The sequence below is a fragment of the Hyphomonas sp. genome (genome assembly GCF_041398465.1).
GTDB lineage: Bacteria > Pseudomonadota > Alphaproteobacteria > Caulobacterales > Hyphomonadaceae > Hyphomonas.
Genome location: NZ_JAWKUS010000001.1, coordinates 188,265 through 206,367, shown reverse-complemented (window position 1 = coordinate 206,367; position 18,103 = coordinate 188,265). Strand labels below are relative to the sequence as shown.

General features: G+C 63.5%; 17 protein-coding genes. 11 read left to right on the top strand and 6 right to left on the bottom strand.

The features are described 5' to 3' along the window. Positions 1–6: 6 nt before the first annotated feature. The 3 genes from odhB to R3C98_RS00970 all read left to right on the top strand — a co-directional run bounded on the left by odhB (position 7) and on the right by R3C98_RS00970 (position 3,001). On the top strand, positions 7–1,509 hold the full coding sequence (odhB, locus tag R3C98_RS00980; protein WP_371312244.1) for a 2-oxoglutarate dehydrogenase complex dihydrolipoyllysine-residue succinyltransferase: 1,503 nt from the start codon (positions 7–9) through the stop codon (positions 1,507–1,509). 163 nt (positions 1,510–1,672) lie between these two features. Continuing rightward, the gene (gene yghU / locus R3C98_RS00975; protein ID WP_371312243.1) at positions 1,673–2,548 is read left to right on the top strand and encodes a glutathione-dependent disulfide-bond oxidoreductase; all 876 of its coding nucleotides are present in this window, start codon (positions 1,673–1,675) and stop codon (positions 2,546–2,548) included. Between the two features lie 108 nt (positions 2,549–2,656). Continuing rightward, positions 2,657–3,001, top strand: coding sequence for a chorismate mutase (locus tag R3C98_RS00970; protein ID WP_371312242.1), 345 nt, complete (start codon positions 2,657–2,659; stop codon positions 2,999–3,001). On the opposite strand, the gene R3C98_RS00965 is transcribed toward R3C98_RS00970, so the two are convergent. Further along, complete coding sequence (locus tag R3C98_RS00965) at positions 2,962–3,342, bottom strand: Hpt domain-containing protein (RefSeq protein WP_371312241.1); 381 nt, start codon at positions 3,340–3,342, stop codon at positions 2,962–2,964. The genes R3C98_RS00970 and R3C98_RS00965 overlap by 40 nt on opposite strands. 393 nt (positions 3,343–3,735) lie before the next feature. On the opposite strand from R3C98_RS00965, the gene R3C98_RS00960 reads away from it, so the two are divergent. Next, the gene (locus R3C98_RS00960) at positions 3,736–5,838 is read left to right on the top strand and encodes a hypothetical protein (RefSeq protein ID WP_371312240.1); all 2,103 of its coding nucleotides are present in this window, start codon (positions 3,736–3,738) and stop codon (positions 5,836–5,838) included. Between the two features lies 1 nt (position 5,839). On the opposite strand, the gene gcvA is transcribed toward R3C98_RS00960, so the two are convergent. Further along, the gene (gcvA, locus tag R3C98_RS00955; RefSeq protein ID WP_371312239.1) at positions 5,840–6,772 is read right to left on the bottom strand and encodes a transcriptional regulator GcvA; all 933 of its coding nucleotides are present in this window, start codon (positions 6,770–6,772) and stop codon (positions 5,840–5,842) included. Between the two features lie 109 nt (positions 6,773–6,881). Between gcvA and cysG the strand changes: the two genes are divergently transcribed. From cysG to R3C98_RS00925, 6 genes are read left to right on the top strand one after another with little or no spacing between them, the layout of a single operon-like run. After that, the gene (gene cysG, locus R3C98_RS00950) at positions 6,882–8,285 is read left to right on the top strand and encodes a siroheme synthase CysG (RefSeq protein ID WP_371312238.1); all 1,404 of its coding nucleotides are present in this window, start codon (positions 6,882–6,884) and stop codon (positions 8,283–8,285) included. Beyond that, entirely contained in the window at positions 8,282–8,587 is a 306-nt protein-coding gene (locus tag R3C98_RS00945; protein ID WP_371312237.1) for a DUF2849 domain-containing protein, read from the top strand. Before cysG ends, R3C98_RS00945 begins: the two co-directional genes overlap by 4 nt. Continuing rightward, positions 8,587–9,219 (top strand): glutathione S-transferase family protein, encoded by a 633-nt coding sequence (locus R3C98_RS00940; protein WP_371312236.1) that lies wholly within the window; start codon positions 8,587–8,589, stop codon positions 9,217–9,219. Before R3C98_RS00945 ends, R3C98_RS00940 begins: the two co-directional genes overlap by 1 nt. A gap of 55 nt (positions 9,220–9,274) precedes the next feature. After that, complete coding sequence (locus tag R3C98_RS00935; protein WP_371312235.1) at positions 9,275–10,930, top strand: nitrite/sulfite reductase; 1,656 nt, start codon at positions 9,275–9,277, stop codon at positions 10,928–10,930. After that, on the top strand, positions 10,917–11,411 hold the full coding sequence (locus R3C98_RS00930; protein ID WP_371312234.1) for a DUF934 domain-containing protein: 495 nt from the start codon (positions 10,917–10,919) through the stop codon (positions 11,409–11,411). The genes R3C98_RS00935 and R3C98_RS00930 overlap by 14 nt, the downstream gene beginning before the upstream one ends. Positions 11,412–11,415: 4 nt before the next feature. Further along, complete coding sequence (locus R3C98_RS00925) at positions 11,416–12,159, top strand: phosphoadenylyl-sulfate reductase (protein ID WP_371312233.1); 744 nt, start codon at positions 11,416–11,418, stop codon at positions 12,157–12,159. An 87-nt stretch (positions 12,160–12,246) separates the two neighbouring features. On the opposite strand, the gene R3C98_RS00920 is transcribed toward R3C98_RS00925, so the two are convergent. Then, complete coding sequence (locus tag R3C98_RS00920) at positions 12,247–13,056, bottom strand: TrmH family RNA methyltransferase (RefSeq protein WP_371312232.1); 810 nt, start codon at positions 13,054–13,056, stop codon at positions 12,247–12,249. Positions 13,057–13,220: 164 nt separating this feature from the next. Here R3C98_RS00920 and R3C98_RS00915 point away from each other — a divergent pair, with 164 nt between their 5' ends. Further along, on the top strand, positions 13,221–14,447 hold the full coding sequence (locus tag R3C98_RS00915; RefSeq protein WP_371312231.1) for a hypothetical protein: 1,227 nt from the start codon (positions 13,221–13,223) through the stop codon (positions 14,445–14,447). Here R3C98_RS00915 and rpoH read toward each other — a convergent pair. From rpoH to R3C98_RS00900, 3 genes are all read right to left on the bottom strand, one after another. Next, positions 14,444–15,343 (bottom strand): RNA polymerase sigma factor RpoH, encoded by a 900-nt coding sequence (gene rpoH / locus R3C98_RS00910; RefSeq protein WP_371312230.1) that lies wholly within the window; start codon positions 15,341–15,343, stop codon positions 14,444–14,446. The genes R3C98_RS00915 and rpoH overlap by 4 nt on opposite strands. A gap of 271 nt (positions 15,344–15,614) precedes the next feature. Continuing rightward, entirely contained in the window at positions 15,615–17,285 is a 1,671-nt protein-coding gene (locus R3C98_RS00905; protein WP_371312229.1) for a SulP family inorganic anion transporter, read from the bottom strand. 29 nt (positions 17,286–17,314) lie between these two features. Beyond that, positions 17,315–17,986, bottom strand: a complete 672-nt coding sequence (locus R3C98_RS00900) for a carbonic anhydrase (protein ID WP_371312228.1) — start codon at positions 17,984–17,986, stop codon at positions 17,315–17,317. Between the last annotated feature and the right edge of the window lie 117 nt (positions 17,987–18,103).

Below are 18,103 nucleotides of genomic sequence, written 5' to 3'. Positions count from 1 at the left end.
CATCTCATGACCGACATTACAGTCCCTACGCTTGGCGAAAGCATCACCGAGGCCACGGTTGGCCAGTGGCTGAAAGCCAAGGGCGATGCTGTGAAGAAAGACGACGTGCTCGTGGAGCTTGAGACCGACAAGGTTTCCGTCGAAGTGTCCGCCACCGAAGACGGCGTGCTGGGCGAAATCCTCGCGCAGCCGGGCGACACGGTTGAAATCGGTGCCCTGCTTGGCCGTCTCGAAGGCGGGGCAGGCGGTGCGAAGTCCGCACCTGCTGCGGCGCCTGCCAAGGAAGAGGCAAAGCCTGCTGCTGCGCCGGCGGCGTCCGGCGGCGGCTCCACTGACATCGTTGTGCCTGTGATGGGCGAAAGCGTCGCCGAAGGCACGCTGTCGACCTTCCTCAAGAAGCCGGGCGAAGCGGTGAAGAAGGACGAAACCATCGCCGAAATCGAAACCGACAAGGTGGCGCTCGAAGTTCCGGCCCCAGCCGATGGCGTGATCGCCGAATGGACCGTGTCCGAAGGCACGTCCGTGACGCCGGGCTCCGTGATCGGACGGATCAGCGCGTCTGCGGGTGCTTCCACTGCGCCTGCCGCAGCTGCACCGGCGCCAAAAGCCGCCGCACCCGCAGCGGCATCGGGCGACCGTCCGGTGTCTCCGTCGGTCCGCCGCATCTCGGCAGAGGCCGGGGTTGATCCTCAGAACATTCCAGGCACGGGCCGTGATGGCCGCGCCACAAAGGCTGATGCAATGGCATATGTGAATGCACCGAAAGCCCCGGCAGCTGCGCCGGCCCCGAGCGCCCCGCGCGAAACCGGCCCACGTGAAGAACGTGTGCGGATGACCCGCCTGCGCCAGACCATCGCGCGCCGCCTGAAAGAGGCCCAGGACACGGCCGCCATGCTGACGACGTTCAACGACGTCGACATGGGCGCCATCATGGACCTGCGTAAAAAGCATCAGGACAGCTTCGTCGCCAAGCACGGCATCAAGCTGGGCTTCATGAGCTTCTTCGTGAAGGCCTGCGTCAATGCGCTGAAGGAAGTCCCGGCGGTCAATGCCGAGATCGATGGCCAGGACATCATCTACAAGAATTTCTACGACATCGGCGTGGCTGTCGGCACCGACAAGGGCCTCGTCGTGCCGGTCGTGCGCGATTCCGACGACATGTCGCTTGCCGGCATCGAGAAAGCGATTGCCGAGCTTGGCCGCAAGGCCCGCGATGGGGAACTGACCATCGGCGACATGCAGGGCGGCACCTTCACCATCTCGAACGGCGGCATCTATGGCTCGCTGATGTCGACGCCGATCCTCAACCCGCCGCAATCCGGCGTGCTGGGCATGCACCGCATCGAACAGCGCCCGGTCGTTGTGAACGGCGAGATCAAGATCCGCCCGATGATGTATCTGGCGCTCTCCTATGACCACCGCATCGTCGATGGCAAGGAAGCGGTGACCTTCCTCGTCCGCGTCAAGGAAGCGCTGGAAGATCCGGAGCGCATGCTGCTGGAAGTCTGATCCGTCAGGCGGCTATCGAAATTCAAAGCCCTCCCGCGCCGGGAGGGCTTTTTTCGTTTCAGGCGGACTTCACGATAGGTTGAGCGGGCCTGATCACGCGCACCCTTGCATTGCGCAGCGCGCGCCACAGCTTAAGCTGCAGCAAAACGCAGGAAGGAACGCCATGACCGATCCCACTTATACGCCGCCGAAAGTCTGGACCTGGGACAAGGCCAGCGGCGGCCGCTTCGCCGCGATCAACCGCCCGATCGCCGGGCCGACGCACGAGAAGGAATTGCCGGTCGGCAAACATCCTTTCCAGCTCTACTCCCTCGGTACGCCGAATGGCGTCAAAGTCACGATCATGTTCGAGGAACTGCTGGAGGCAGGCCACAAGGATGCCGAGTATGATGCGTGGCTGATCAATATCGGGGAAGGGGCCCAGTTCGGTTCCGGTTTCGTCGACATCAACCCGAATTCGAAGATCCCGGCGCTGATGGATCATTCCACCAATCCGCCGACCCGCCTGTTCGAGTCCGGCTCCATGCTGGTTTATCTTGCCGAGAAGTTCGATGCCTTCCTGCCGAAAGATCCGCACAAGCGCGCCGAGGCGTTCAACTGGCTGTTCTGGCAGATGGGCTCTGCGCCGTTCCTCGGCGGCGGCTTCGGCCACTTCTATGCCTATGCGCCCGAGAAGTATGAATACCCGATCAATCGCTACGCCATGGAAGTGAAGCGCCAGTTGGACGTGCTGGACCGTCACCTCAAGGACAATGAGTACATGGCGGGCGATGAATACTCCATCGCCGACATGGCGATCTGGCCCTGGTATGGTGCGATGGCGAAAGGGATCCTGTATGAGGCGGGCGAATTCCTGTCCGTGCACGAATACACGAACCTGATCCGCTGGACCGACCAGCTGGCGCAGCGCAAAGGCGTGCAGCGCGGGCGCATGGTGAACCGGACGTATGGCGAGCCGTCCAGCCAGCTGCGCGAGCGTCACGATGCCAGCGATTTCGACACGAAAACGCAGGACAAACTGGAAGCCCAGAGCAGCTGACCGGTTCCGGACGACAAATCACAGTGACGGACTGCGGCTTCTCAGCGCCTTTGCTTGCGGCCAGCGCAAAGCCCATATAGGGCAGGGCGATCAGACCTGAGAGGCCGCATGACGACCTACACTTCCGACCCGCGCCGCCGCACGGCGGAATCCGCAGAGACCATGGCCGATGTCCGCTATGAGGTGGACCGGATCGACCGTCTGCTGGTGGAAATCCTGGCCGAACGCCAGTCGTTCATGGATGCCGCCGCCCGCATCAAGGGCGACCGCAACATCGTGCACGACCGCGCCCGGATCGAGGATGTGGTGGCAAAAGTGAAGGCGGCCTGCGAGGCAGCAGGCCTGTCACCGGCCATTGCAGAGCCGGTCTGGCGGACGCTGATCGACCGCTGCATCGCTTATGAGTTTGAAAGCTACGACGCTCTGAGCGCGCCTTTGCCTGCCAATTCGTGAGCGGCTTTCGCCACTTCTTCCATCGTGGCCGTCAGGCAATCGCGCACATCGCCAAGCAGGACAGCTGCGGCCGTGACGCTTGGCGGCGTGTCTGAACGCCCGGCCTTTTCGGCCTGCTCGCAATAACTGGCGAGGCGCAACGCGCCGAGCGAGAGGCAGGCGCCTTTCAGCGTATGGGCCGCATCGGCCCACTGTCTCGGTTCGGCTTTCGGATCCATCAGGCGCATCCAGAGCCCGGTCTGCTCGCGAAAAATGTCGATTACTTCCAGGGCGAGATCCTTGTCGCCGCCGGTCATGGTATTGAGGTGGTCGCGGTCAAGCAGGGCGAGAGTGGACGACATGGGGCAATCTCCGGCAGCTGCAGGAAATATGACACAACCCGCTTTGTAACGAAGTTAACGGGGTGAAAATGTGATCATTTATGGTTTGTCGGTGAAAGGTTTCAGCGTTATACACCCGTGAGGTGAGGCAAAATTGCTTCCAATCCGAATATTTCTGACGTCATGGGGGCCGTTGTGGCTATCATTATCTTGATCCGGAATCTGGTCATCGCCGGCATGCTGGCATGGCTTGGCATAGATTATGCTCCGGATGAAAATTCGGATATGTCCGACGCTGGCCCTCAAAGCGCCTTGTTTTTCGGCCATTCCATCAACTAACGATCTGGCGACCGGCCCGCTGCTGTTAAGCATTCTGGTCTCGCGCCAGAGGCTTTGACGCGGTATAAGGGTGGTATGAGCGAAAATCCCGAAGCTCGGCCCTCTGGCCGGGATTTGCTGGCCAGGCAAGAGGCATCGGAATATTTCGAGCTGGCACAAACTGGTGGCAGCTGGATGGTCGTGGGCGGATTCGTCGCCGCTTCCATGTGGATCGGTGCGGCCGCCGGTGTGATCCTTGGCTTTTATGGTGTCCCGGCGCTGATGGCGCTGAACCCGTTTATTCTGGCAGGCGGGGCGATGGGCATTGCCGTACCGGCGCTGCTGCTGGTCATGGCGGGCTATATGGGCCGGACCAACCGCCGGGCGAGCGCTGCGAACGCGCTTGTCATGTCTGCTGCGACCCGACTGATGGCGCCCGCCCGCGAGGCTGGCACCGAGGGCATCACCTTTGCCGAACAGATGAAGCAGGCGGCTGCCGAAATCGACCATGCCATGGCGCATGCCCTGACGGCGATGAAGGCCATGTCCGGCGAGATCGGCGACGAGCGCATGCGCCTTGAATCCGTTGCCTATGCCAGCGCCGACAATGCGCGCGACCTGACAGAACGCCTTTCCGCCGAACGCCAGGCGCTCGAAGGCCTTGCCCGTGACCTGCGCAGCCAGCTCAACCAGATGAATGACGCGATCCCGCGCCAGGCCGAAGCCATGGTCGAGGCAGCGCGCTCAGCAACATCTGAAATCTCTCAGGCCGATGAATTGCTGGACAATCAGCTCGAAGCCATGCGCTCGGCCAGCGAAGCGCTGGCGGCTCGCCTGGTCGACCTGGATAACCTTGCCCGCGAAGCCGGTGCCCGGACCGAGACCCTGACCTTCGCGATCAGCCGGATCGAGGAAAAGCTCGACCAGTCCCGCCGCACGGTCGATACAGCCGTCCGGGCAGGGGAGATCGCTGCGGCCGCTGCCATGACCACTGGCGATGCGCTGAAGGATGCCGTGTCCTCAGCCATTGAAGGCGCCCGCCAGGCCAATAACGAGATCAACCAGTCGACCCGCGCTGCCGCTGAAGAAGCGGCCCAGGCGCTGGCGCGTCTGCGTCAGGCCGGTCAGGAAACCGCCGCGTCACTGCGCAGCACCGAGTTCGCTGCCCGCGCCGAAGTTGCCCGTATCGACCGCACGGCTGTGCTGGAAGGCCAGAAGCCGAAGCCGTCGGCAGACCCGCCGCCCGTCATCCAGCAGGCCTTGTCTCAGCCTGCCACGGAGAAGCCGGCGCCGACAGAGACACCGCCTCCGCGGCCGCAAACTGCCCCCGCTTCAACGCCTGCTGCGTCTAGCAATGGCCATGTGAATGGCGGCATGAATGGCAAGAGCCATACGAACGGCCATTCGATCACCAATGGACATTCGCTCAAGGACGAGGCCCCGAAGCGTCCCGCGCCGCCGCTCCGCGCCAATGATCCTGACGAAGACCTGTTCGATGCCGCCGCGGACCTGCTCGCTTCGACCGACCGGGACGAGGCAATGGACAAGGGGCCGGAACCTGAGGTGAAGGATGTGCCGCTGGAGCTTGGCAAATCTGTTGATCCGAAGGATCCGAACCCGGTCACGCTGCGCCGCAGGTTCGACGATGTGAAGGATGAGCCCGCAGCGCCGCCGCACCCGATGCGCCGCGCGACGGACGTTCCGCAAACCGGGGCCGGGGTCAGCGGAGTGCAAACACCAGCTCCGACGGCGTCAGAGCCGCCGCCTGTCGTGACGCAGCCGGGCGCAAAGGCGGACCCGGCCGGTGAGATGGGCTGGCGCGATATCATTTCCGACATGAGCCGCGACGATCCTCTGCCGCGCGACCGCGAGGAAGTGGCTGACCGGTTGATCTCGAGGCTGCAGTCGTCCGGCATCCAGCTGCCAGAGACGTTCAAGCCGAAAATGAAGCGCAAGATCGCCGAGGCGGCCCGCAAAGGTGAGCAGCAGCGCAAGGCGGCGATCCTGGAACAGGCCGGCCGTCAGGTTGAGCGCATTACCCAGCGCCTGCGTAATGACGATGACCTGCGCGAGCTTGCCGCGAACTTTGTCGAGATGGAGCAGGACGACGCGCTGAACGCACTGGAACAGACCCAGCGGACCAGCCGCAATGCCAGCCCGCGTCTCGCGGCCTATCTGCTGCTCGACGCTGCGCTTTAGGTCAGACGCCGACGACTTCCGTCTGGGCGGCTTCTGCCTTGATCCATTTGATGAATTCCCGGACATCCGGGCTGAGGTGGCGGCCTTTGGGCCAGACCAGCCAGTAGCCGAAATCGATGCTCGTCGACCCGTCTGCGAACGGCGCAACGAGGCGTCCGGAGGCAAGGTCAGAGGCCGCGATAGCCTGCTTGGCGAGGGCCACGCCGCGCCCGGCAGCAGCGGCCTCGATCACGAGAATGGCCTGGTTGAAGCGCGGGCCCCGGCTGGCGTCGACGCCTTCCACCTTGCGCGCGCGCAGCCAGCTGGCCCAGTCGGGGCAGGAGGGGTCAACCTCGGTGCTCTCATCGTGCAGCAGCGTGTGGTTCTTCAGGTCCTCCGGGCGGCGGATCGCGTCCGGCCCGGCAAGCATGGCGGGCGAACAGACCGGAAGCACGGTCTCATCGAGCAGCTTTTCCGATTTCAGTCCGTCATAGCTGCCCCGGCCATAGCGGATGGCGAAGTCGGCATCGGCGGTGGTGAAGTCCGTCAGGCCGGTATCGGCGCTGATCCAGGCCTCGATTCCGCCGTGCAGCTGGTGGAATTTGTCGAGACGGGGGGCCAGCCATTTGGCCGCGAAGCTGGGGGCACAGGAGACCATGACCCGGCCTTTGCGGGCAGGCGATTGCATGATGCGGCCGGCTTCAGAAATTCTCTCGAAGGCCTCACGCACCAGCGGCAGGCTAGCCTGCGCGGCATCTGTGAGCAAAACTGAACGGCCGGTCCGCTTGAACAGCGGCGTTCCGGCATAGTCTTCCAGCTGGCGGATCTGCTGTGAGATCGCCCCCGGGGTCACATTTAGTTCATCGGCTGCCTGCGTGAATGACAGGCGCCGTGCTGCTGCTTCGAAGGCACGAAGGGCGTTCAGCGGGGGCAAACGGTCAGTGGGTTCGGCCATAAATAGTTTCTCTAAAGCATCGCTGTAGGGGTTGCCAGTTGTGTCTCTCCCGTCAAGAGCCATTTTGGCAGCGTGTTGATCAGCTTTGCTAAATAGGGGCTCTGTGCGCATGCGCCAGTTTCCAGCGTTCTTTAATTTGCAGGACCAGCGGGTCGTCATCGTCGGCAACGGCGAGGAAGCCCTGCGCAAGCTGCGCCTGTTCGTGTCTGCGGGGGCCTTGCCCGTGATCATATCGGATCATGCCGGACCAGCGCATGATCATGAGGCCTCTTCGAGGGTGACCGCCATGACCATGGCCGACCTGCCGCACGCGCTGGAGACCGCCCGCCTCGCCATCGTCGCCGAGCACAATCCGGAGGCCATCGCCGTCATCCGTGCCGCCCGCGTGCCGCTGAATGTGGTCGACCGGCCGGAGCTTTGCGATTTCACCGTGCCGTCCATCCTGGACCGCGGCGATATCGTGGCCGCGATCGGCTCCAACGGCACTGCGCCTGTGCTGGCAAAATCCATCCGCACCAAACTGGAAGCGCTGCTGCCCGCTCGTATCGGTGACCTTGCCGCGCTGGCCGGGCGCCTGCGCGAGACGGTGAAGGCCGCGCTGCCGGACTTTGCCGCCCGCCGGAAATTCTGGGAGCGCACGCTGACCGGCCGCGCCGCCGAACTCGCCTATGCCGGAGACCTGACCGGCGCCGAAGCCGCGATGCGCGCCGAACTCGCCGCGCCCGCAGAGCAGGGCGTCGTGCACATCGTCGGCGCCGGCCCCGGCGATCCGGAACTCCTGACCCTGAAAGCCCTTCGTCTTATCCAGGAGGCGGACATCGTCTATTACGACCGTCTCGTCTCGGATGGGATCCTCTCCCTCATCCGTCGCGACGCGGAGCGCGTCTCCGTGGGCAAGGCGAAGGGCAACCATTCCGTCCCGCAGGACCAGATCCACGAATTGCTGATCCAGTCCGCCCGCGAGGGCAAGCGCGTCGTGCGCCTCAAAGGCGGCGACCCGTTCATCTTCGGCCGGGGCGGGGAAGAGCTGGACGCGGTCGAGGCCGCAGGCATTTCGGCCTTCGTCGTGCCGGGGATTTCCTCCGCCCTCGGATGTGCGGCAAGCGCCGGCATCCCGCTGACCCACCGCGACCATGCGCAGGCTGTTACTTTCGTGACCGGCCATGCCAAGGCCGGCGGCGTGCCGGACCTCGACTGGGCATCGCTCGCCAAGCGCGGACAGACGGTCAGCGTCTATATGGGCGTCGGCACGGCCGCCTCGATTGCCGAGAAGCTGATCGAAGCCGGCCGGGCACCGCAGACACCGGTCGCCGTGATCGAGAACGGCACACGTGAAAATGAAGTCCGCGCCTATGGCATGCTCGAAGAGCTGCCCCAGCTGATCGAGGCTCATGGCATCAAGGGCCCGGCGCTGCTGATCATCGGCGAAGTGGCGGGCCTGCGTGCCGGTTCCATTGCCGCCAGTGTTTCCACCGAAGTGTCCATCCCCACCGAGAAGGTTGTCTCCGCATGACGTCCGTCCGCCCCAAACTGAAGCCTGAAACGCCAAAGGCCATCACCGCCTGGGAAACCGCTACCGGCAAGTCTGTCTGGATGACGGAGGTCGGCACATGGTCTGACGATGTCAGCAAGGCCGCTGCCTTTACAGGCGAGATTGCCGAGGCGCGCCTTGCCGAAGCCTTCAAACAGGAAGGCAAGGTCACCGACCCTTACTTCATGGAAGTGACGGACACCGGCCGGATCACCGGGCGCGAGACCATTCGTGAAACCATCCGCGCCACCGGCCCGACCGTGGCCTATGGAGCCTATGCCTGATGCCAACGCGCGAGATCACAAGGCTGACGCTTTACGGCGACTCCATTTCCGGCAATTGCCTGAAGCCGAAATGGACGGCCGATTATCTGGGTATCCCTTTCGACTGGGTCGAAGTCGATATCCTGAAGGGTGGTACGCAGACGGAAGACTTCCTGGCCGTGAACCCGGTGGGGCAGGTGCCTGTCGCCCGCTGGCCGGACGGACGCACCCTGCCGCAATCGAACGCGATCATGCTCTACATCGCCGAAGAGGCTGGCAGCGACCTCATCCCGGCGGACAGTTTCAAGCGCGCGAAAATGATGAGCTGGCTGTTCTGGGAGCAATACTCCCACGAGACGGCCATCGCCGTGCGCCGGTTCCAAAAGCACTACCTGAAAAAACCCGATGACGAGATCGACCCGAACCTGATGGCCAAGGGCCGCCGGGCCCTCGGCGTGATGGAGATGCAGCTGACCTTCACCGACTGGATTGTCGGTGACGCGATGACGCTCGCAGACATCGCGCTGGTTGCCTATACGCGCCTCGCCCATGAGGGCGGCTTCGATCTTTCCGAGTTCCCGGCGGTTGAGCGCTGGGTCAGCCGCACCGAAGCGGCGCTCGGCATCCCCCACGCCAGAGAGATTGCAGCATGACAGCCCTGAGCCTGTCTCATGTGACGCGCAAAGCGCGGATACGGAGTTACTAAAGATGTACCGTTACGATGAATTCGATGCCCGCCTTGTGAAAGAACGGGTGGAACAGTTTCGCGGGCAGGTGAACCGGCGCCTCTCCGGCGAATTGCTGGAGGACGAGTTCAAGCCACTGCGCCTGCAGAATGGCGTGTACCTGCAGCTGCACGCCTACATGCTGCGCGTCGCGATTCCGTATGGCCAGCTGAACGGCGCGAAGCTGCGCCGCCTGGCGGAAGTCTCCGCCAAATATGACCGGGGCTACGGCCATTTCACCACGCGGCAGAACATCCAGTACAATTGGGTGGCGCTGAAGGATATTCCGGATGCGCTGAGCGAGCTGGCCGAGGTCGAGATGCACGCCATCCAGACCTCCGGCAACTGTATCCGCAACGTGACCTCCGACCATTTCGCCGGCGCCGCCGCTGACGAAGTGATGGATCCGCGCCCCTGGTGCGAGATCATCCGCCAGTGGAGCACCTTCCATCCGGAATTCGCCTTCCTGCCGCGTAAATTCAAGTTCGCCGTGACGGCAGCCGCAGAAGATCGGGCAGCGATTGCCGTGCACGACATCGGCCTGCGCATCGTGAAGCGCGGCGATGAGGTTGGCTTCGAAGTTTATGCCGGCGGGGGGCAGGGGCGCACGCCGCTGCTGGCTGCGCTGGTCAACGATTTTGTTCCGGAGACGGAGCTTCTGGATTATCTCGAAGCCATCATGCGGGTCTATAACCGCTATGGCCGCCGGGATAACAAGTACAAGGCACGGATCAAGATTCTCGTGCAGGAACTTGGCCCGGAAGAGTTCACCCGTCAGGTGGAGGCGGAGTATGCCGCCCAGCGCCCGCACGAGAAGATCGACCTGCCGCAGGCGGAGATCGACCGTATCCATGCCTATTTCGCCCCGCCGGCCTTTGATACGGAAGACGGCACAGCGGCGTTCGAGGCGGCCAAAGCCGCCGAGCCGGACTTTGCCTTGTGGGCGGAGGTGAACCTCCATCCGCACAAGCAGGCGGGCCATGCCTCGGTCACGGTCAGCCTGAAACCCGTCGGCGGCGTTGCGGGCGATGCGACCGATCTTCAGATGGAGATCGTCGCGGGCCTGGCCGAGCGCTATGCCTATGACGACATTCGCGTCTCCCATGCACAGAACCTTGTCTTGCCGCATGTGCCGGTGAAGCATCTCTACGCGATCTGGCAGACGCTGGATGCCGCCGGGCTCGCCACGCCGAACGAGAGCCTGATCACCGACCTGATTGTCTGTCCTGGCCTCGACTACTGCAACCTCGCCAATGCGCGCTCGATCCCGATCGGGCAGGCGGTGCAGGAAGTCTTTGCCGATCCGAAATACCAGCGCGAGATCGGACGGCTGCACATCAATATTTCCGGCTGCATCAATGCCTGCGGGCATCACCATGTCGGCCATATCGGCATTCTCGGTGTCGACCGGAAAGGTGAGGAGTTCTACCAGATCAGCCTCGGCGGCCGGGCCGACGAGAAGGCGGCCATCGGTTCCATTGCCGGGCCTGCCCTGAAAGGGGAGGACGTGCCGGGCGCCGTGAAACGGATCGTCGACACCTACATGTCGCTGCGCACCACACCCGGGGAGCTGTTCATCGACACGCTGGAGCGCGTGGGCGCAGAGCCGTTCAAGGAGGCCCTCTATGCCACTGCTTAAGGATGGTGCAGAAATCGAGAATGTCTGGCTGTTTGCCGGGCAGGATGGTGAAGAAGATCTAAAGCCTGGCCAGGCTGTGACCCTGCCGCTGGCCCGTTTTCTGGAATTGGCCGAAAACCTTGCCGGTCGCAACGCGCCGGTTGGTGTACGCCTCGTTCCGGAAGACGATCCGGAGCTGTTGGAGCCATTTCTTGAATGGATTCAACTGGTTGAGATCTCGTTCCCCAGATATGTCGATGGCCGGGGCTATTCGCAGGCGCAGCTGCTCCGCCGCCGTCATGGCTATACAGGCGAGCTGCGTGCGGTGGGACACGTGCTGCGCGATCAGATTTTCTACATGAACCGTTCAGGCTTCGACGCTTACGAGACCGCCCGCGCTGAACTACCTAGTGTTCTGGAAGCCCTGAACGAATTCCGGGACACCTACCAGCCCGCCGCCGATGGCCGGGTCCCGGTGTTCCACGCAAGACACGGAAACTGAGCCCATGCCCTATGGCGACATCAAAGCCCGCCAGCTTGAGTCGACGGAAGCACGTCTCGCCCGCCTGAACGGCGAGCTGCGCGAAGCCTCCGCCCAGACGATCCTGCGCGTCGCCATGATCCGCGAATGGCCCGAACAGCTGACCTATGTGTCGAGCTTCGGGGCAGAAAGCATCGCCATGCTGGCCCTCATCGCCGATGTCGATCCGAGCCTGCCGGTGATCTTCCTCGATACGGGCATGCACTTCCCGCAGACGCTGGACTATCGCGACGAGGTGATCGAGCGCCTCGGCCTGACCGGCGTGCGCTCCATTCCGCCGAGCGAGACCGAGCGCAAGATCCTCGATCCGGACAACAAGCTCTGGAAGACGGATTCCGATGCCTGCTGCGCGCTGCGCAAGGTGCGTCCGCTGGAGCCGGCGCTGGAAGGCTTCAATGCCTGGATCACCGGCCGCAAGCGCTTCCATGGCGGCGAGCGCATGAAGCTGCCGGTCTTCGAATTCGCTGCCGGCCGCTACAAGGTAAACCCGATGGCAGGCTGGACGGCCGATGACGTCGACCTGTTCATGAAGCAGCGTGACCTGCCACGCCACCCGCTGGTCGATCAGGGCTATCCATCCATTGGCTGCTGGCCGTGCACGCGCCCGGCGTCGGACCCGATGGACCCGCGCTCCGGCCGCTGGGCAGGCCAGAACAAGACCGAGTGCGGTCTCCATCTCGACAAGGCGGAACGCCCACGCGTATTCTAAGGCTCTCTCGGGGCGGCTCTATCACACCAGGGGGTCCCCCATTCGCCCTTCCCGGCATAACCGGGGAGGGCGTTTTCTTGTTGGGGCTCAGCTCTTTCTGCCGAACACATGTGCCAGCGCGATCGCCCCGGCGGTCGCGACATTGATGCTGTCGAAGCCAGCAGACATGGGGATGCGCACCGGTGTGGCCGCCGCAATCAGCGCGTCCGGCAGGCCCGGCCCCTCCGCGCCGAGCAGGATGGCAAGCTTGTCCGGCACGGGCAGGGATTGCATCGGCGCGGCCTCGGCCCGCGGTGTCATGGCCCAGACCGTATAGCCCGCGTTCAAGACGGCATTTACCATGTCCACGCCCGTCCCGCCTTGGGCATAGGGCAGGAACAGGCTCGCGCCCGACGAGACACGAATGGCCTTCCGGTAGAGCGGATCGCAGCAGCGCTCGTCCAGCAGCACGCCGCCCGCACCGAAGGCTGCCGCATTGCGGAAGCAGGCGCCGGTATTGTCGTGGTTCGAAATGTCGGACAGCAGAAGCAGGGGCGAGGCAGGCGAGCGGGCAGCAAGAAATTCCCCTGGTTGGGGAATGTCGCCCTTCAGCCCGCAGGCCAGAACGCCCCGGTGCATGGGGAAGCCAGCCACCTGGTCGATCACTTCTTGAGGGGCAGTGTAGATAGGCACATCGGCCGGCACCTTTTCCAGCAGCCCTGCCAGCGGCGCCTGCCGGGACTCAGCCAGGAACAGACTCTCAACGGCGAAACGCGAGCGCGTCAGCAGCGTCTCCAGCGTGACCTTCCCTTCGACGATGAACCGGCCGCCATGGCCGGACGTCAGGTCCTTCTCCCGGATGGAGGTATAGGCGGCGAGGCGCGGATCGGCAGGGTCTGAAACATGAAGAACGGGCATGGGTGTTTCCCATGCCCGCTCCACGCATCCCGATCAATCGCCGGATTCCTAAGCTTCGCCGGTTCCGGAATTCGGGAAGGGTGAGGCGGCAACGCAATGTGTTGTTTGCGCTGAATATTGCGGTAGGAGTAAGGTAACACAGGATGCGGAAGGGGAAGCCGTACATGTCGAAAACGCACCTGGCGAGCCGTGTGGCAGTCACCATCCTCTTCACATTTCTCTACCTTGCGTTCCTGGCTGAGACAGGCGTGCTGCTGGCCGAGTTCGGACCATCCGGTCTGGCGTTGCGGCTGGCGTCCCTCGATTCCCAGAACTTTATCTTCTTCCCCATCGCGGGCCTGCTGGCGCTGGTGTCTTTCTGGCAGCCGGCCGTGCTGCTGGTCGATGCCATGTGGCGCGACCAGCTGAAATACGGGCGCATCGTACTGGGCGCCAGTCTGCTGGTCGCCCTGATCGGCGCTTGGGTCATTTCAGATGCGTTTACCTCCTCGGGCGCCCGGTCGGTCTACGAGATTTCACCCAAGGCCCTGTCCGCCGACAAAGGCGTTCCCGGGGCGGATGGGACGCCGCCAATTGCGCCGGTGAAGGAAGTGCTGGCGCGCATGCGCATTCTGTCAGGCGTCGACCGCGGTCTCGGCGAATACCAGGCCCAGTGCGACCGTGAATGGCTGCGTTATTCGGTGGCGGCGGATGCGGCGCTGCTCTGCTTCCCGGCAGGAGAGCGCATGTCCGTGCGCGACTGCTGCACGGCCAAGGCGGAATTTCGCCAGCGCCTGAACAGGATGGCGGCGAAGGCGCCGTCGGCGACCGGCGCGGTACATGCCTGGGTGATGCCGGTGAAGATCTTCTTCCTTCTGGTCCTGCTCGGTATCGGCATCCTCCTGGTGCAGTATCGCAAGGGGCTTGAGCGGCTGCACGGGGCGACGCCGTCCGGCATCTCCTTTGGCCTGGCGCTCGGCGGCTCTGTGATGCTGATCTGGCCGCTGCTGAATGCAGCCTACCTGCAGACCATGGCGCTGCTGACCGGGTCAGGCTCGGCCAGTGCCTACACAATCGTTGCGCCTTTGATCGCGCTCGGGTTCGGCGTGTGGACGCTGCTGCTCGTCTTCTTCCATTTGCGCTCCTATCCCAGCCAGATCGAATATGCCGCCAAGATCGGCGGCTTCGTCGTCGCGGCTGTGGGCGTGTTCCGCTATGAGGAAATCACGAACTACCTTGCCCGCACGCTCGGCATTGGCGGCGGGCTGGTGGCGATCATTGTATTCATGGTGGCCGTGGGCGCGCTCATCCTCTCCGTCGTGCTGGGCATCGACCCGACGGACATCCTTGAGGACGAGGATGTGGAAGAGGCGGTGAAGAGCGTGGTGGAAAGCGCCAGCGGCGGGGATTAATTCCCCGCCGGCAGGCCTTGTTCCTTGGCCATGCGCTTCATGGCTTTTTGCAGTTTCTCGAAAGCACGAACCTCGATCTGGCGGATGCGCTCGCGGGAGACATTGTACTCTTCCGACAGCTCTTCCAGCGTTTTCGGGTCGTCCGTCAGGCGGCGCTCGGTCAGGATGTGACGCTCGCGTTCGTTCAGGTCTTCCATGGCCGCGCTGAGCAGGTTCATCCGGGCATCGAATTCCTGCTGGTTGGCAAATTCCTCGGCCTGGCCCGGCTCGTCATCAGCCAGCCAGTCCTGCCATTCCATGTCGCCATCGGTGCCCATCGGCACGTTCAGCGAGGCATCGGAGCCGGACATGCGCCCGTTCATCGAATAGACTTCGCTTTCGGTGACGTTCAGCTTCTCGGCGATCAGCTTGGCCTGTTCCGGCTTCAGGTCGCCTTCCTCCAGCGCCTGCATCTCGCCCTTCAGGCGGCGCAAATTGAAGAACAGCTTCTTCTGGGCGGCCGTCGTGCCGAGCTTCACCAGGCTCCACGAACGAAGGATGTATTCCTGGATCGCGGCGCGGATCCACCACATGGCATAGGTCGCCAGGCGGAAGCCCTTGTCCGGGTCGAATTTCTTCACGGCCTGCATCAGGCCGACATTGCCCTCGGAGATGACTTCGGCCATCGGCAGGCCATAGCCGCGATAGCCCATGGCGATCTTGGCCACGAGGCGCAGGTGGGATGTCACCATCTTCTCGGCGGCGTCGGTGTCCTCCTGCTCGCGCCAGCGCCGGGCCAGCATGAACTCTTCGTTCTTCTCGAGCATGGGGAATTTGCGAATTTCGGTGAGATAACGGCTGAGGCCCTGCTCGGGGCTCAGAGTCATACTCGTACTGGCAGAAATCTTGTTTGCCATCTTTTCAAATCCTCCTTCCGGAACCTGTCCCGTGAAACCGGCGATGGTTCCAATTTGGAATGTCCGGTGCCTTTTAGCCCCGACTGGCGGCGACGTCTTGTACCGGAATGCGCATGAGTTTCATCGCGCTCGGGTATAGATAGGAATTGCGGCATCCTTAGGGAAGGGGGGAAGCAAAGGGGAATTTCAGGGGATTCCGGGCAAAAAAATCCCCGCGCCTGGAGAGAGGGTGGCGCGGGGAACTGAGTTCAGGAACGGGGGGTATCTCCTGTTATTCGGCCGGTACGGGGGTCGGCTTCTCGTTTAGTCGGGACAGGGCCGCGTTCAGGGCGTCGCGGCGCTGGCCGAATCGTTTGTCCTCGGTGCCCGGCACCTGGTCGGCGGCGAAGCGGTGGAGGATCGCCTCGACGTCCGGGCTCATGCCGGTGAAGTAGACTTCCTTGCCGGCATCATGAGCGTCTTCGATGATCGTCTCGACCGCGCGAACGGCGGAGACGTCGATGAAGGGTACGCGGGCAAAGTCCAGCACGATGATCTCGACCTTGTCGCCAGCCCGGCTGCGGACATGGTGGCCAAGGTCAGCCGCTGCGCCGAAGCTGAGCGGGCCGCCGAAGTCGAACAGCATCACCCGGCCGCCGCAGCGGGAGAGAAGGGTCACTTCCTCCTCGCTGGACTGGGGCGGGGCGTCGTGCTGCACGGAGGCGATCTGGTCGTCGGCCAGCTTCTTGATGAAGGCGAGCGCGGCGAGGACCACACCGACTGCCACAGCCGTGATCAGGTCAACGAAGACCGTCAGGCCAAGGACGAGCACCATCAGGGCCAGGTCCCAGCGCGGGCCTTTGTGGGCACGCTTGATGTAGGACATGTCGATCGTGTCGAAGCCGACCTTCACGAGGATACCGGCCAGAACGGCGTGCGGGATCTGCGAGGCAAGCGGGCCGAGGCTGAGCACGATGGCCAGCAGCACGAGCGCATGGGTGGCGCCCGAGATCCGTGTACGCCCCCCGGAGCGGATGTTGATCACCGTCCGCATCGTGGCGCCGGCACCCGGGATGGCGCCGAACATGCCGGCGATCGTGTTACCGATGCCCTGGCCGATCAGCTCCTTGTCGGAGTCGTGACGCGTCCGGGTCATGTTGTCTGCGACGAGCGAGGTCAGCAGGCTGTCGATGGAGCCGAGCACCGCCAGGATGAAGGCGGCTTCGAGCACCACGAGCGCGGTGTCCGTGCTGAAGCTCGGCAAGACGAATGCCGGCAGGCCGGTCGGGATGTCGCCCAGCACGGGCGCGCCCGGAATGACGAGGCTGACCAGCGTGCCCACCACCAGTGCCGCGAGCGGACCGGGGACGTAAGCGGCGAACTTTTTTGGCCAGGTGAAGACGATGAACAGGGTCAGCGCGGCAATGCCGACGGCGATCAGGTTCGGGTCCATCACCGCGCCGGGCACGGCGGTGAAGGCCGGGATCGTGCCGCCGCCGTCAGGCTCGTGCCCGAAGAGGCGCGAGAGCTGAAGCGCGATGATGATGACGCCGATGCCGCTCATGAAGCCGGAGATCACCGGATAGGGGACCAGTTTCACATACTGGCCGAACTTCAGCACGCCGAAGCCGATCTGGAGGATACCCGCCAGCACGACAGCCGCGAAGACCAGCGTCGGGTTGCCGCCAAGCGCCGCATAGAGACCGGCGAAGACGACGACCATCGGGCCGGTCGGGCCGGAGACCTGCGAGCCGGTGCCGCCGAAGATGGCGGCGAAGAAGCCAACGAAAATGGCGCCCCAGAGGCCGGCGATGGGGCCGGCGCCAGAGGCTTCACCGAAGGCAAGCGCCAGCGGCAGGGCGACGATGCCGGCGGTCAAGCCGCCGAACAGGTCGCCTCTCAGGTTCGAGAGATCGAAGAAGGGGCTGCGCCCGCCGGGCACAGCTGTCTGGGAGGAAGACATGATTTAGATCCGTTCGTTCTGGACCCGCTTCACGCCGCGCAGGTATGTTCGCCCGCGAGTTCGCGGATCTGGGCGGCGTAACGGGAGTCGATGGTGATGAATTTGCCTTCGGCCTCGTCCCAGGCTTCGACTTCGCCGGTCTTGATGTCGTAGACCCAGCCATGAAGCTCGGTCTCGCCCTTGGCGAGGGCGGCGGCGACGGCCGGATGGGTCCGCAGGTGCTGAAGCTGGAGCAGGACGTTCTGCTCGATCAGCATCTTCATGCGGTCTTCCGGGGAGGCGTCGTCTTCAGCGATGCTGTCGACAACATCCACGGCAGCCTTGGAGTAGCCGAGCCATTTTGCGACGTGCGGCAGGCCGCCGAGACCTTCCGGATTCATCGCGCCTTTCATGGCGCCGCATTCGGTGTGGCCGCAGACCACGATGTGCGGGACTTTCAGCACGGCAACGGCGTATTCGATCGATGCGGTCATGCCGCCGGTATTTTCCGTATGCGGTGGGACAATGTTCCCTGCATTGCGGCAGATGAACAATTCACCTGGCTCGGTCTGGGTGATCATGGCCGTTTCGACACGGGAGTCGGAACAGGCAATGAAAAGCGCCTCAGGGGACTGGCCCTTGCTGAGCTCTTCAAAAAGATCCTGTTTGTCAGGGTAGACATTATTCTGGAAGCGGACGACGCCTGCAGCAAAGCGCGGCATACGAAATTCCTTTCGTGCTGGGAGGAAACACTGATTGTAAAAGTAGGACGAGACGCGGTGGGCGCTCAGAGCCCGCAGGGCGGGTCGACTACAGACCGTGTCGCCTCACTATGACAA

Coding starts and splice junctions, on each gene's coding strand:
- odhB (WP_371312244.1), top strand. CDS start 7: ATGACCGACATTACAGTCCCTACGCTTGGCGAAAGCATCACCGAGGCC.
- yghU (WP_371312243.1), top strand. CDS start 1,673: ATGACCGATCCCACTTATACGCCGCCGAAAGTCTGGACCTGGGACAAG.
- R3C98_RS00970 (WP_371312242.1), top strand. CDS start 2,657: ATGACGACCTACACTTCCGACCCGCGCCGCCGCACGGCGGAATCCGCA.
- R3C98_RS00965 (WP_371312241.1), bottom strand. CDS start 3,342: ATGTCGTCCACTCTCGCCCTGCTTGACCGCGACCACCTCAATACCATG.
- R3C98_RS00960 (WP_371312240.1), top strand. CDS start 3,736: ATGAGCGAAAATCCCGAAGCTCGGCCCTCTGGCCGGGATTTGCTGGCC.
- gcvA (WP_371312239.1), bottom strand. CDS start 6,772: ATGGCCGAACCCACTGACCGTTTGCCCCCGCTGAACGCCCTTCGTGCC.
- cysG (WP_371312238.1), top strand. CDS start 6,882: ATGCGCCAGTTTCCAGCGTTCTTTAATTTGCAGGACCAGCGGGTCGTC.
- R3C98_RS00945 (WP_371312237.1), top strand. CDS start 8,282: ATGACGTCCGTCCGCCCCAAACTGAAGCCTGAAACGCCAAAGGCCATC.
- R3C98_RS00940 (WP_371312236.1), top strand. CDS start 8,587: ATGCCAACGCGCGAGATCACAAGGCTGACGCTTTACGGCGACTCCATT.
- R3C98_RS00935 (WP_371312235.1), top strand. CDS start 9,275: ATGTACCGTTACGATGAATTCGATGCCCGCCTTGTGAAAGAACGGGTG.
- R3C98_RS00930 (WP_371312234.1), top strand. CDS start 10,917: ATGCCACTGCTTAAGGATGGTGCAGAAATCGAGAATGTCTGGCTGTTT.
- R3C98_RS00925 (WP_371312233.1), top strand. CDS start 11,416: ATGCCCTATGGCGACATCAAAGCCCGCCAGCTTGAGTCGACGGAAGCA.
- R3C98_RS00920 (WP_371312232.1), bottom strand. CDS start 13,056: ATGCCCGTTCTTCATGTTTCAGACCCTGCCGATCCGCGCCTCGCCGCC.
- R3C98_RS00915 (WP_371312231.1), top strand. CDS start 13,221: ATGTCGAAAACGCACCTGGCGAGCCGTGTGGCAGTCACCATCCTCTTC.
- rpoH (WP_371312230.1), bottom strand. CDS start 15,343: ATGGCAAACAAGATTTCTGCCAGTACGAGTATGACTCTGAGCCCCGAG.
- R3C98_RS00905 (WP_371312229.1), bottom strand. CDS start 17,285: ATGTCTTCCTCCCAGACAGCTGTGCCCGGCGGGCGCAGCCCCTTCTTC.
- R3C98_RS00900 (WP_371312228.1), bottom strand. CDS start 17,986: ATGCCGCGCTTTGCTGCAGGCGTCGTCCGCTTCCAGAATAATGTCTAC.